Annotated in this window: 11 protein-coding genes; 1 reads left to right on the plus strand and 10 read right to left on the minus strand. The window is 37.2% G+C overall.

The annotated features are described in order from the left end of the window. Genes ACFX4G_RS13110 through ACFX4G_RS13125 form a run of 4 tightly spaced genes read right to left on the minus strand, consistent with a single transcriptional unit; the run spans position 1 to position 7,302 of the window. Positions 1–3,249: a hypothetical protein gene (locus tag ACFX4G_RS13110; RefSeq protein ID WP_377575200.1), complete on the minus strand. Its 3,249-nt coding sequence runs from the start codon at positions 3,247–3,249 to the stop codon at positions 1–3. Beyond that, positions 3,246–4,655, minus strand: coding sequence for a glycosyltransferase family 2 protein (locus ACFX4G_RS13115; protein ID WP_043980132.1), 1,410 nt, complete (start codon positions 4,653–4,655; stop codon positions 3,246–3,248). The genes ACFX4G_RS13110 and ACFX4G_RS13115 overlap by 4 nt, the downstream gene beginning before the upstream one ends. Beyond that, positions 4,645–5,694: a HEAT repeat domain-containing protein gene (locus tag ACFX4G_RS13120; RefSeq protein WP_097824215.1), complete on the minus strand. Its 1,050-nt coding sequence runs from the start codon at positions 5,692–5,694 to the stop codon at positions 4,645–4,647. The genes ACFX4G_RS13115 and ACFX4G_RS13120 overlap by 11 nt, the downstream gene beginning before the upstream one ends. Then, the gene (locus tag ACFX4G_RS13125) at positions 5,695–7,302 is read right to left on the minus strand and encodes a GGDEF domain-containing response regulator (protein ID WP_377575204.1); all 1,608 of its coding nucleotides are present in this window, start codon (positions 7,300–7,302) and stop codon (positions 5,695–5,697) included. A gap of 486 nt (positions 7,303–7,788) precedes the next feature. Here ACFX4G_RS13125 and ACFX4G_RS13130 point away from each other — a divergent pair, with 486 nt between their 5' ends. Next, positions 7,789–8,304 carry a GNAT family protein gene (locus tag ACFX4G_RS13130; protein WP_013055642.1) on the plus strand — a complete coding sequence of 172 codons (516 nt, stop codon included), beginning with the start codon at positions 7,789–7,791 and terminating at the stop codon, positions 8,302–8,304. Positions 8,305–8,333: 29 nt separating this feature from the next. On the opposite strand, the gene ACFX4G_RS13135 is transcribed toward ACFX4G_RS13130, so the two are convergent. The 6 genes from ACFX4G_RS13135 to ACFX4G_RS13160 form a co-directional block, all read right to left on the minus strand. Beyond that, the gene (locus tag ACFX4G_RS13135) at positions 8,334–9,068 is read right to left on the minus strand and encodes a sugar phosphate isomerase/epimerase family protein (protein WP_377575207.1); all 735 of its coding nucleotides are present in this window, start codon (positions 9,066–9,068) and stop codon (positions 8,334–8,336) included. A 51-nt stretch (positions 9,069–9,119) separates the two neighbouring features. Continuing rightward, entirely contained in the window at positions 9,120–9,926 is an 807-nt protein-coding gene (locus ACFX4G_RS13140) for a carbohydrate ABC transporter permease (protein WP_026106517.1), read from the minus strand. Between the two features lie 68 nt (positions 9,927–9,994). Next, a complete protein-coding gene (locus tag ACFX4G_RS13145) occupies positions 9,995–10,849 on the minus strand; it encodes a carbohydrate ABC transporter permease (RefSeq protein WP_013055639.1) in 855 nt (284 codons plus the stop codon). Between the two features lie 72 nt (positions 10,850–10,921). Beyond that, positions 10,922–12,199, minus strand: coding sequence for an ABC transporter substrate-binding protein (locus tag ACFX4G_RS13150; protein WP_097824219.1), 1,278 nt, complete (start codon positions 12,197–12,199; stop codon positions 10,922–10,924). Positions 12,200–12,550: 351 nt separating this feature from the next. Further along, positions 12,551–13,162: a flavin reductase family protein gene (locus tag ACFX4G_RS13155; RefSeq protein ID WP_043980143.1), complete on the minus strand. Its 612-nt coding sequence runs from the start codon at positions 13,160–13,162 to the stop codon at positions 12,551–12,553. A gap of 413 nt (positions 13,163–13,575) precedes the next feature. Beyond that, complete coding sequence (locus tag ACFX4G_RS13160) at positions 13,576–14,844, minus strand: 3D domain-containing protein (RefSeq protein WP_097824220.1); 1,269 nt, start codon at positions 14,842–14,844, stop codon at positions 13,576–13,578. Between the last annotated feature and the right edge of the window lie 53 nt (positions 14,845–14,897).

The following is a 14,897-nucleotide window of genomic DNA, read 5'->3' on the forward strand; positions in this document are numbered from 1 at the left end:
TTATTCCTCCGCTTGTAGTCGTCCATACGTTTTTTGCAATATGAAGTAGGACGGCTTTATTCGTTCATGAAAAGTTGGATACTTCCAATTTCTCCACTTGTATAAGTAAAAATCTTTTAATAAAAGTTCTCCTATTTTCTGAGTCGGAAACGTATCTTCTACGTCATTGCTCTTCTTATTAACAGCTACGACTCCCACTTGAATCCCTTTTATTTTCTCGCTGGATTCTAATCCTTTTTTGGACCAAATATCTCCCATTATTTCTTTTTGACTCGGGTCTTTTACATTTAAAAGCGCCCAAGGAATGCGAAGTTCAGCAATTCCACTTGATTCATTTACTTTAAAATCTGCTAGCGAATCAAATGATGAAGAGTTAGGATCGCTGTTTCCTTCTTGGAGCTTCCCAGTTTCATAGGCGTCAAAAGGAATGGTTCTCTTGTTTTTCCCTTCTCCAATCGCTAACTCTTTGTTAAGGGCGAGTCTGATTGGATTAAACATGCCGTTGTCTTTTGTATCGGTTCCTTTTACGGCCGGAATCATTTGAAGCTGATGAGCATATGAAAAATAATACGTATCGTAATAGCTGTCTATCCACAAATGACTGTCTTCTTTCCCGTTTAATTCTGCTACAAAATCAATTCCTTTTGTTTTTAAGGAAGGAATTTGGGGAATCTTTGACTGTCCCTGATTGTTAATCGTGTTAAATAAGAAATAAAGCTTTTGATTTTCCAGTTCTTTTGCACTCACGTGTAGATATAGATAACCTTCATCACTTGTAATGTTCAATGCTTTTAACTTTTTAGACGGCTTATATACCGACTTGCTGTTCAGCTTTTTCCAATCATCTGATTTACCGTCTACTTTGACTTTCAGCTTCGTTCCTGGATCAAAACTCAGCAGTCCAAAATGCTGCTCTCCCGTTTGCAAATTCGTCCAAAATGGCCTTCGGTTCGGATTGTCGTACTCCATCGTATTCCACGTTCGCTTAAACCATTCATCTTGCCATGTAAAGACCATACCGCCAGCCATTTTTTCTTCGACAATGTCTTCGTATAAGCGTGACAGAATCTTTCCTTGTTCTTGTTCCGTGTGAAAGCCTTGATCCCACCCGTATACGTTTCTATGGGTGAGTCCTCGCGAAGCCGGAATGCCAAATTCAGCAACAAGAACGGGCATATGATGAACTTCTTTCATATTTTGCAAATAGCCTGCGTAGTTATTTTTCTCTCCTCGATGATCTCGATAAGCGAGATAACGAGGTTCATAGTTTAAGAAATCAGGATAGTACGGATAAATATGATAAGAGGCAAATAAGCCCGGCTCAAATTTTTTAGTTGTGTGAATTAAATTAGGATTAACGGACACTTTATCTTCGTCTTCAGAAGGCTCATATGGATGAGTAAGCAAATCCGTCGTCACCCAGTTTGTAAAGCTCATAGGCCGCTGCCAATCATATTTATCCTGCTCATAGGAAATTGTTTTTTCCATAAGCTGAGCAAGCCAAATTTCAAAGGGGTTGCCTTTTTCGGTATAGATGTACTGCCCTTTAAAATCTTTCATTCCTTTATGTTTTTCATTTGTCGAAAGAGCTACCGTGGGATCCCATTCAACTCCTATAATCCAGCCCAAAACATAAGGAGAAATGTCTGCTGTATACGTTCCGCTTGCATGTCCCGTCCGTTTTGGCAGTGTGGCATTTCCATGAATAACGTTTACAATCCTTTTCATTTCAGCTTCAAATTCTTTTGTATTTTCCTTTGCAAAAGCATCTTGTGAATCATAGAAAACTTCTTCATTCACCCATACCCCATGAAAAAGATAAATGGGTTCTTTGGCTTTTTGATTATACTCAGCAAGCGCTTCATAAAAGGCGGGAGGATGAATGGTGTATACGCGGATTGAGTTTGCATTCATCTTTCCAATTTCTTTAAACCAGCGCAAATATTCTTCTTTCGAAATAGCAGTCTCACCAGGGAAATGTCCTGGCTTACTAATGCCCATATTTACTCCTTTAATCAGCAAATCTTGCCACTTGCCATTTTGATAAACTTGCAAATAATCTTTTCCTACTTTCCCTGCTACTTTACGGTCAGCATCTTCATAGATTTCCATATTTTCATTAAAAGTAACAGAAGCAGGCTGCGATTCATTTTGCTGTTGATCTATGATCTTATTCATAAGAGGCAGATAAACAGTCCAGTAAAAAGAAGACTCATCTTCTTTTCCGATTTTCTCTGTCCATTTCTTCCACACGGGGTAAAAAGAGGTTTGATAAATGGAAGGTACTTCTCCTTGATCTGCAAAATCTCCTGCAAAGTAATAGGTATCATATCGCTCTTTATTATGATGAACGACTGCTGGTATGGACAAAGGGATACCATTTTCCTTTAGCTTGTTTTTTCCTTCAGAATCCAAGTGAAAGACAAACTGAGCCTGCACATCACTTTTTTGCTGGGGTATAATTACGTCAAACCAATATTGATAAGCAGATTCATCCTGTAAATTTAATGTTTTCTTTCCTTGTTTTGTATATTGAAACCATACTGGATTTTCTTTTAATTCTTTTTCCGTTATAATAACGAGCTTATTGGATTCATTAACGAATAATAAGCCTTTTCCTGTAAGGCTCCACTCTTTGTTGTACTGCTTTTTGTAAGCACTTTTCACCCAAGCAGGAACTTCTTCACTGCCGAATTCCTCAAAGTAGCGACCAATCCAGCCAGACCACGTAACATTGTACAATTCATACAGTTCTTTGCGAACGTCTAAGGAAGTAGGGCTTCCAAATGTATTAAACTCTCCAATCAGCGTTTTTGTACGTCCATTCAGCGCTTTCTTAACATAGCTCACGTCTTCAGAAGTCATGCCGCCATACACCAATTGAGAGCGATCTCCTCTTTTAGCTTTTACGCCTAAATCTTCTTTGTATACACCATACGTGTCGGTGATATAAATCATATCTGCAGAGTTTGTTTTTGGCAGAGATTTAATGCTGTATGTTTTATCTCCTTTTGGGTAAAACCCTGCATAATCTTTTGAGATTTCATAAGGCTTCCCGTCTTTGCGTACTTTCGCTTGATTCTGCATCCACATTAAGCCTTGATGCTCTCGAAACGTTTGATCTGGCACTGTTTTATCAATAACAAGCATATTCAAATCAGTTGGTTTCTTTAGCTGCCAAATAAGAAATGGAGAAGCCGTTATCGCCATAACCAAAATAATGCCGCCGATTAATAACCATTTTTTCATTGTGAAACTCCTTTTCGCTGCATGTCTCCCCAGCCTTTTTTATTGCGAATAACATCCAACAATCCATGACAGCGCCATATAACAGTTAGAGGGCGATACCAAAAGGATTCAGTCAGGGAAAAGACAAATAGCTTAGCAATATCGGATACTTTTGGATATTTACGAAGGCTCCACTCTTCTAGCAAAACGGCCGCCATTGAATAAAGAGAACCATATACAACCATTAAAAGAAAAAGCAAATAAGCAAATTCTACATAAATCCCGCCTACAACTAGAGAAATAACAATAAACAAATAGCCTAACATTTCCATGACCGGTCCGATTAGTTCAATAAACACAAAATAAGGCATAGAAATCATTCCGATGCTTCCGTATTTCGGATTAAACAGCATCTCTTTATGCTTCCAAAGACTATCAAATAAACCACGGTGCCAGCGGTTCCGCTGTCTTCGCAAATATTTGATTTCATCGGGTGCTTCTGTCCAGCATACGGGATCTGGAATATAAACAATTTGATTGTTGGTTTTTTTCTGTTTAATCAGTCGGTGCAGGCGAACAACGAGCTCCATGTCTTCGCCGACCGTATGAGAATAACCCCCAGCTTCAATCACCCAGCGTTTAGAAAATACGCCAAATGCTCCTGACACAATAAGCAATAAATTATGGCGACTGAGACCAATGCGCCCCATAAGAAATGCACGTAAATATTCAATAATCTGCATCACAACAAGCGGCTGTGTATCAAGTCCAATCGATACGACCGCACCGTTTTCGATTTTACATCCATTTGCAATTCGAATACTTCCCCCTGAAGCAATTACTTCTCCGTCTGAATCAATAATTGGCTTCATAACTTTTAAAAAAGCATCTCTTTCTAACACTGAATCGCCATCGATCGAACAAAAATAAGGATAGTTGGATAAATTAATTCCTGCATTTAATGCATCTGATTTTCCCCCATTTTGTTTATCAACTACATATAAATAATCGTATAATTTAGAACGATATACAGCTTTTACTTCTTTCGTCTCTACTTGCTTTCTCACAACTCGATTCATTTTCACAAGAGAAAACTCCTCGATTAGCTTTTCTAACGTATCATCTGAAGATCCGTCGTTTACTACAATTACTTCATATTCCGGATATTCAATTCCAAGCAGCGAACGCACGCTTCCAATAATCCCGACAGATTCGTTATAAGCGGGAACTAATATAGATAACGGTGTTGTATAGCTAACCGCAAGCAAATCTTCATAAGGTTCTTCATCATTTAATTGATATTGCTTTCGCAGTTGAAAAGCAGAGATGATAAACATCATAAAATAAAAACAAAGCACAAAAATCATATAAGCAAATACAGCCCATCCGCAAATGGACAATAAAAGATGCCAAACACTATTCCACAACCGTAATTCCTCCTTTTTCAAGCCATTCTGCTGCCATATCTTTCGAAAACTTGTCATCAGTCGTTTTGTATACTTGAACTAAGTATTCTTTACCTGTTGGGATTTTCATCATTGACTGAGCAGCATTCGAACGCACAAGAAAATGAGAATCTTTTAGCGACTGCTCAAGAAGTGACAATCCCTTCTCATCTCTCGTTTTGCCTATTAGTTTTGTAGCCATCATTCTTTCTTGCCAAATACCTGACTGAAGATGGTTCGTGAGCTCCTCTATTCTTAATGGAAAAGATAAAGCATTAAGTGATTTCAATGAACGAATTCGCAGTTCTTCTGATGAACTTTTCATGTGCATTTTTAAGAAATCTATATACTCTAACTTATGATTGATACCGATCATATCGATAAGAGGCAGCTGAATTTCTTCTTGTAGATTTTCAAATTTATTAATAAATTGCTGAAACTGCTCACTGTTCATAGTTCCAAACAAAGAGCGGTACATAAATTCAGACAGCGGTCTAGAAGCGTTTGTCATGTACACAACAAACTCAGGGCGGTTCAGCTTAACTAAAATTTTTAAAATTTGATTTTTTTCAGCCGCTGTACTATTTTTTTTCTCATACATTTCTACTAATTGGTCTGTTAGCGTAGTTAGACCAAAATCTTCAATAGCATAAAGGGCATTCATTCTGACACTCCATCTAGAATGATGCAGCTCTTTTTTATATTTGGGTGTAAAAACCTTCTCCGCATAGAGCGTGATGTTATTTAGAATTTCATCGCCTTGTACAGCTGCAGAAAAACCGCTCAATAGTTCCTCTACACCCGCCAGCTCTATTCTATTTTTAGGCTCTAACCGGTGTTCTTCATCTTTTCTGTATAAATAAATAAAAAGAGATTCTTTCATACTATCTTTATAGAATTCTACTTTTGCTCGAAAAGCGTTTAAACGCGCTTTTTGAATAAGTAAATAACTCAGAAAACAGACTAAAAGCAATAGCAATCCGCCAAATAAGACATATACCACTTGAATTGACATCGCCATTTATTTCACCTTCTTCATTAAATGACGCACGCGCGCTTCAAGCTCCATTAACTTAAATGGCTTTGTCATGTAATCGTCTGCCCCAAGTTCTAATGCTCTTTGAATATCTTGTTCGCTGTTTCTTGATGTAAGCATAATAACCGTATACTGATCGTGACGTTTATTCTGTCTTAATTTTTGCAGCACTTCTAAGCCATCCATTTTAGGCATCATTCCGTCTAAAATAACAAAGTACTGATCGCTAGAATGAATCCATTGAGACTCAAAAAATTCAATGCCATCTTTGAACACTTCTATTTTCACTTCATAGCGATCTCCTACATCAATCTTACTTAAAAGCTCTTTCAGCATCGTTCGAATGATAGAATCATCATCAATAATAGCCATACGAAGCGTTCGCTTTTTAACCAGCTTGCTTTGAGAAGAAGCTACAATTTTTTGACGTCCTGATTCCTTCGCTATATATAATGCCTCATCAGCTTGATGAAGAGCTTTTTCTAACGGCCATTCAGTGTTATGAACTTCTACAACTCCGCCGGAAAAGCTGCAATAAAACGAATTGCTTTGATGTGTGAACACTTTTTCCACAAAGAAATCCAACAGTCTATTTAATACTGTTTCTGCCTCTTTTATATTGGTTTTTGGCAGTAAAAGAATAAATTCTTCGCCTCCATATCTAAAAATGTGATCTGTTGGACGAATTTCATGCTTCATATACTCTACAAATGCTTGCAGCACACGGTCTCCCATAAGATGTCCATATCGATCATTTATTCTCTTAAAGAAATCTAAATCTAAAATCGCTAAACAAAAAGGATCTTTTAAGCGGTCGTAGCTGGATAGCTGCTGACTGTAGATTTCTTTTAAATACGTTCGGTTATAGGCTCCTGTTAATTCATCAAACATTAAATAGGAGTTAAACATCTGCTTTCGTTCAATATGGTGACCAATTCGAAGTAGACTTTCTTCCATATCGAGAGGTTTAACAAAAAAATCATCGGCCCCTAATTTAAAAGCCTTCAAACGCGTCTCTCTTTGATTATCAACGCTCATCATGACAATGGGGACGAACAGTTGCTTTGTTTTATCACGTAAAAATGAAAGAATGTCAAAGCCTGTACAGTCTTTCATATGTACATCAACAACAAAACAATCCGGCTTTAATTCGTAAAAAGCCGTAATGGCTTTTTCTTTAGAGGCAGTTGCTAATACGTACCACCCTTGTTTTTCAAACTGTTCTTTTAAATACATCAGCATTGAAAGATCATCATCCACAAGTAAAACATTCGCTGTTTGTTCACTAATTTCTATCGGTTTATTTATGTCTTCTACGGATTGAATTTCATCTTGATAACAAATTTTAATAATATCTAATAAAAATGTATTCAACTCCGCGTAACCCCAGGTTTTTTTCTGATTTTTTTCAAAAGCTTCCATTAACTCGCGGGAACGATCTCCTAAATAATTCAGTCCAATGGTTGCAGACGTTCCAGAAATTGAATGCAAAAAGCGGTACACTTCTTCATGAGGTATTTCTTCATTTTGATCGGTCCACTCTTGCAGCTGCTTGCGGACATTAGCTAATAATGCAATTTGATATTTATCCATCTTATACACCCTTTGTTCGATATAGTTAACACTTACCCCATATTACTCCATCCATTTTTCTATAATATTTTGTAAGTAAATGAAATATTTTCTTACTTTTATTTTAAGTATGTTTTTTCCAAATGAAAAGCAATTCCTTTTTAACCATACTTTTCCTTCAATGATTTTACTTTAAAATGATTCTTTTTTCACTCATTATTTTTTCTTCCCAATAAGTAAAATGACCTGTTATCTTCTTTATAAATAGACCTACAACCTTATTGACAAAATTAATGAGTCTTTGTTACCCTTATACAAGTTGTGAAAAATTTAAAAGTGAATGCTAAGGAAAGCAGCCGTTTTGATGAATAATCAATCAAATCAGGTTCTTTCCTTTTTATATTTTTACTAAGGTAGATACTTTGCTAAATAAAGTTTCGCTTTATACACCGTGTCCTCTTTGTCATAGGCGCACTTAGACCGAAAACAGACGGAAAGGAGTATAAAATGTTTACTCAGCTTACAGAAAAAAACCAGAATGCAGAAGAACTAAAAGAAACACTTGATGATTTAGAGTTTCAGCTATTTCGCATGCAGGATAATTTAAAAGAAATTGCTAAAAAGTATGAAGTTATTGGTGTCGATCAGCCTGAAGATAATCAGTTAGTTATTGTATCGGCACAAAATGACGGAAACGCATGTAAAATTATGCTAAATGAATGTACAAAAGCCTATAGAGGGGCTTGGGATTTTGCCATCGATGGCGTATATGAAGATAATCACACGATTTTTATTGGTGACATTAAAGGGCCCGCTAATAAGGGATATGGTTCTGTATGTATGAATTATTTAAAAGAAGTAGCGGTTGATCAAAATGTTCATGTCATTAAAGGCGATATCGCTGAGCGCGATTGGGATCATCTCGAAAGATTGATTCATTTTTATGAAAAACATAACTTTGAGGTGAATATTGATTATACGAATAAGTGCGGAGAAATTGAGTGGACTCCAGCTTATCAATAAAAAACGAACAGACGCTGTCTGTTCGTTTTTTATTTGATATATGCTAAGCTTTTTTTAATGCTGCTAAGTGGACTTTCTATACAGTGATCTTGTTCAACGATCCACCATTTTACGCCTGCTCTATGTCCTTCTTGCATTACAGCCTTTACATCTACTCCTCCGGTACCAAGAGGAGCAAAAAACTGCTCGCCGTCTGTTGTCATATCTTTTAAATGAATAAAAGGCGCACGATTTTGATAATGCTGCATCCACTCCACTGGATCTTCACCTGCTTTAGTCAGCCAATAAATGTCCAGTTCTACGTTTACCTCAGTTTCTTCTAAGATTGTTTGGAGAGCTGACTTTCCAGTTGACAATTTCTTCAGCTCAAAATCATGATGATGATAGCTAAACGACATACCTTCTTTTTTACAATACGTATCAATATCATTTAAAGAATCAATAAGCACGTGATATCCTTTTTCAGTTTGACGTTCAAGCATTAAATAAGGACAAACAATATGTGAATTTCCAACTTGCTGTTCAAAGTGAATCACTTGCTCTAAATTAGATTCTAATTGTTCAAGCGGCACATGACTAGAAGCCGGCTTCAGCTGTAAATCCGTTAACCATGCTTTTACTTCTTTTGCTGTATATCCTTCGTACCCTGCAAATTCTACCCCTTGATATCCTAAAGCAGCTACTTTTTGAAGCGTTCCTTTAAAATCTTTTTTCATTTCTTCACGCAGCGTATAAAGCTGAACTCCTACAGGTATTTCTCCCATCTTCTCTCCCCCTGTTCATTGAGAAAGCTCCTATAATAGGAGCTTCTGCTTTTATTTTACTGCACTTCCAAGCATTCCTGAAATAAAATGACGCTGAAGTGCCAGGAAGAAGACAATGATTGGAATGGTTGCAATTGTTACTCCCATCATTACTTGACCGTAATCAATAATCGATAAGCCAATTAAGCTTGAAAGAGCAACTGGTAATGTAGCCATTTCGTTAGATGTAGTCGCAACTAAAGGCCACATAAAGTTATTCCACTGTGTCATAAATAAGAAAATAGCTGCTGCAGCCATAGCAGGCTTCATAGAAGGAAGCACAATAGTTAAAAAGATTCTCATCTCTCCAGCTCCGTCCAAACGAGCAGCTTCAATAAGTTCCGTTGGAAAAGCTAAAAAGTTCTGACGTAATAAAAAGATAGCAAACGGAAAACACAGCTGCGGAACAATAAGTGCAAAATACGTGTCAAGCAAATTAAAATTCGACATCAGCTGAAAAAGTGGAATGAGCGTTGCTTGATATGGAATCATCATAGACAATAAAAGCGTAGTGAAAATTGCGTTTCGGCCTTTGAATTCAAATTTAGATAGCGCATATGCAGCTGTGGAGCAGACCATTAAAGCTACAATCACATACACGACTGAAACAAATACTGAGTTAAAAAAGACGCGCCCTAAATCAATTGAAGCATTTAAATTTTGTAGATTTGTCATAAATTGATCGCCAGGCTTCAGCGTTGGAGGGTTTGTAAACATTTTTCCTGATTCATTCGTAGCGCCGATAAACATCCAGTAAAAAGGAAAAATTGAGATAATCGTAAACAGCCCAAGCAAGCTGTATAGTCCTATTTTACGCATGATGTGCCTTTTCTTTTTGACCTTAGGAACGGTAACTACTGCGGTTGCTTCTACTCTCTCTAATACACTCATGATTTATCACCCGTAAATTTAAATTGGAAGAACGTTAAAATACCAACTAATAATACAACAACGTACGCAATGGCCGATGCATATCCAAAATCAAAGTATTTAAAGCCATTTTGATAAATATATAAGCCTAGCGTCATAGTAGAATCAGCAGGGCCGCCTTTTGTTAAGTTAAAAGGTTCGTCAAACAATTGAAGCGTGCCAATTGTTGATAAAATAGTAGCAAACAAGATAACGGGTTTTAATTGTGGAACCGTTACGTGGAAAAACTTTTGAATACGATTTGCTCCATCTAAATCAGCTGCTTCGTAAACTTCATGAGATAAACTTTGAAGAGCTGCTAGAAAAATAACCATGTTATAACCTGTCCATCTCCAAGTCATCGCAACGATGATTGAGACTTTAGCCCAAAATGGATCTCCCAGCCACTGAATGGCATCGATACCGAAAAACCCTAAAATAGTATTCATAATTCCTTCATCTTGAAGAATGATTGAAAACAAAATAGAGTAGGCAACTAGTGACGTTACTGCCGGCAAGAAAAATGAAACTCGGAAAAAACCTTTTAGTCTTAAAAGCTGACTGTTTAACGCATTAGCTAGTACAAGAGCTAATAAAATCATAACGGGTACTTGAACGATTAAAATAATCCCCGTATTCCCAAGCGCTTTCCAGAAAATATCATCTCCGAGCAAACGTGTATAGTTTGATAACCCGGTAAATACATACTTTCCGCCTTCCATACTCTGAAAGCTTAAAACAAACGATGAAAAAATAGGGTAGATGGTAAACAGCGCGAACAGCAAAAGTGCTGGAGCAATAAATAAGTAAGGCAACGATTTATTTGTCTTCATGATGACCTCCTAGTACCGCAAGAAGAAGAGATAGAAGGCAATTTTCCATAAATCACCTTCTATGCTTCTTGATTATTTTTTAATTCGGTTTTCTAAGCGTTTTTGAGCTGCTTCAAGCGAGTCTGTAACACCCTTACCATTTGTTACTTCTGACACAGCTTTGACTGCTTCACTGTTTGCAACTGAGTAATTGCCCGTAAAATTAACCGGTTTAATATCTTTCATTTCATCTGCGAATGTTTTCCAAATCGTCTGATTGTTAAAGTACTCATCTTGTGCAGTGAATAATTTTGAAGAGTATACGGTATTTAATGATGGGAATAATCCGCCCTTCATCGCTTCTTCTTGAACTTTATCCGTTGTTGAGAAATACTCCATAAATTTGTACGCTTCATCTGCTTTTTGACTAGTTGCTGAAATCACATAGTTGCTTCCGCCTAAGTTAGAAGCACGGTTACCTCCTTCTTCAAACGAAGGTAATAAAAACACTCCCCATTTTCCTTTTAAATCCGGAGCCTGCTGTGTAATAGAACCGGATAGCCAAGCACCAGATGGTGAACTTGCTACTTTACCTTCTGCTAAGGCACTGATTGAAGCATCCCAGCCCACTGTATTTTTAACAATACCTGCTTCTTTTAACTTCTTATTTAACTCCATTGCTTTTTTCGCTTCTTTAGAAGTTAAATTTAGCTTTCCTTTGTTATTAAAGTAGAACGTACCTTGCTGTGTCAGCGTCATTCGGAATAAGCCATCGTCATTATTAAAATCTAAACCTAGTAAATCAACGCCAACTTTTTCTTTAATTTTCTTACCAGCTGCAATATAATCATCCCATGTTTTGATACTGTTTGGATCTACGCCTGCTTTTTCAAAGTAATCTGTGCGATAGAATACGCCTGTTGGACCTGCATCAAACGGGAAGCCGTACATATCTCCATTCTTTGATAAAAGGGCTCTCTTAAACTCAGGAAACTTATCTTCTTGCTTATCAAATCCTTTTTTAGATAGGTTTAAAAATGCTTTTGGAAATGCATCTAAATATCCTTGGAAACGATCGTCTTCTACTAATACAATATCAGGAAGGCCTTTTCCGCCAGCTTGCAATCCTGTTGTTAGTTTTGAATAAACGTCTTCACGTCCCATATCCACTACTTTTAATTTAAAACCTGGATTCTCTTTTTGATATTCTGCTGCTGCTTTCTTTAATACCGGTACGTTAATATTCCAAGCCCATGCAACAACTTCTTTTCCACCGCTACCACTTGTTTCATTAGCGGACTTTCCTCCGCATCCTGCAAGTACTAGGGTTAAAATGAGTGCAAAACTGATTAAACTAAACCAACGTTTCAATGAATACCCCTCCTATAATCTTGTCTCCTAGTGTGGCAAGTTTTTTTGTAAACGCTCATGACTCTTTCTCGAGAGAATTATTGAAAAATAATTCTGTATATTGAAAGCGTATACAATTTACTTAATCTAAATTATATGAATGAATACCCTTTTCCTCAATGGTAAATATAAAAGGCAAAAACCTTACATTTTTGCCTTTTTCTAAATTGATTTTGTTATTATGGTTTCTATTAACTTTTTCGTTCATGAAAAAAAGCGAATGTACTGTCATTGTTGAAACAGAACACAATCGCTTATTTAAAAAAATCCAATGTATACTATTTTTTTGCTACATAAGTAACACTTTCTTGCTTATTTAGGACGTTCTAAGGAAAATAATTGCCCCAATTTACTATAGTTAGAACCCGCAAGTCGGCTGACTGGCTTCACACGTTCTGCAGAAACGCGATCGTTTTCTATCACTTTTTCACTAATATGAAACATCACAACTTCACCGATAAACAAATCTGAGCTGTATGCCTCATCCGTTCCTAATGGCACAATTTGGTGAAGCTTACATTCCATCCGAATGCTGGCTTCTTGAATTCCGGGAACCTGCACTTTTTTGCTCGGTGCTAGCGTTAACCCTGTTTCTTCGACTTCACTGACGGAAGAAGGATAAGAAGATGCCGCTTGATTCACCTGTTCCACTAAGTTTTCGTCTACAAGATGAACTACAAATTCTTTAGATGAACTAATATTTTTGGCCGTATCTTTCGTCATTTGACCTTCACTTCTCGAAACTGAAATGGCAATCAGCGGAGGCTCTGCCGCAACTACATTAAAGAAACTAAACGGTGCGGCATTCACTACACCGTCATCATTTTGACTTGTAACAAACGCAATCGGCCGGGGAATGACGACCCCTGTTAACAAATGATAATTGTCTTTTACACTTTGTACCGCTGGATCGACTATCTTCATTTTACCTACTCCTTTTCTTCCATTTACTTTATTGTATGGTAACGAAAAGAGTATAGATTAGCTAGCAACTTGCTCACTAAATATGCAAAAAAGAGATTGAGACATAACTACATCCATCTAATCCGAAGACGAACAAATGGGAGTAATGAGCTGGTATCGATCACTTGTGACACCGCTGTTGATTTCCATGTAAGGCTTCGCTTTCCGCGGGCGACCGATGAGCCTCCTCATCGATTACGGGCCTGCGGGGTCTCATCACTTCCTCTTTTCCCTCAGGAGTCTTCGCCTTCCTCTCCAATCAACAGCTAGAAGCAACTAACTAGATGAAACCTACGTTCACTACAACAATGAAAAAATCCGAACGATTCATCGTTCGGATTTTCCTGCAACTAAAATATTTTCAGCCTATTTCTTTAATTTAACACCGTAATTTTCACTGTACGACGTCCAAATGCTTTTGCAGCTGACTCGGAAGGTACTAATACGTCAATTCGATATCCTTTAATCGCACCGCCCGTATCACCTGCTGTTGCCACTCCGTATCCTTCTACGTATACTTTTGAACCTAATGGAATAACGGATGGATCTACCGCAATAATTTTATGAGTGCCTGAACTCACATTTTGTCCAGTGGCTGTTACGCCGCTACACCCTGCACAATTAGCTGTATAAGCTGTTGCTTCTACATACATTTCTTTTCCAGAATGCTTTTGGGTGCTTTCTTCTTTTTTCGTTTCTTTTGCTTCTGAAGAAACGGTTGCTTTCTTCTCTGTAGCTGCAGCTGTTTTTACTTCTTGTTTTGGCTCTGTTTTTACTTCTTTTTTAGCTGTTGCCAGTTCAGCTTGACGCTTTGCTTCTGCATCAGCCTCAGCCTTTTCAGCTGCCTGCTGTTTTGCCACTTGCTCAGCTTGCTTTTGAGCTGCTTCTTTTTCTTTTGCAATCTTATCTTGAATGCCTGTTAATTCAGACTGAAGGTTTGCTTTTTCTGAAGAAGCTGCATCAATTTCATTTACGACCGTGCTGTACTTTTCTTGCATAGTTGTTAACGTTGCTGTTTGTTTGGCAACGTTTTTATCTAATTCAGCTTGTTTAACCGCTAAGCTACCTTTTGCTGCTTCTAATACTTTTTCTTGCTTATCAATTTCTTTTTTATCTTTTTCAATTTGATCTAAATCATTTTGATGCTGCTTTAAAATATCATTATCTGCTGACAATAACGTTGTGACAGCACCCATACGTGCAACAAAATCTCCAAAGTTATCAGCATTCATTAATGTATCAATAACAACGCTTGTTTTATCGTCTTGCTGTAAAGCAACTAATCGATTTTCAATAATATCTTTACGACTTAACACTTTTTCCTGAAGCAAAACGATTTCTTTTTTCTTTTTCTCAATCATTTTGTTCGCTTCTGAAATCTGCTTTTCAGTCGATGCTAACTCTTTTTTATTGCTAGAGATTACTGTATGTAATGAATTTAATTGTGATTGAATGTTTTGAACATCTGAATTGATAGACTGTTTCTCTTTCTCTTTTTGCTGAACAGCCTTTTCTGTTTCTTTAATTTTATTTTCAGTACTCTGGAGCGCTTCTTCATTCGATTGGGCGTGAGTCTCTGTGATGCCGGTCATGAAGAAAATTCCTGTGACTGCTGCAAGAGTCATACGCTTAAAAATTTTCATAAAGTAATAGTCCCCTTTCCTCATAGACATAGTTATACCATAAAAAACTATCT

Source organism: Priestia sp. YIM B13486 (assembly GCF_042787865.1).
Lineage (GTDB): Bacteria > Bacillota > Bacilli > Bacillales > Bacillaceae_H > Priestia > Priestia megaterium.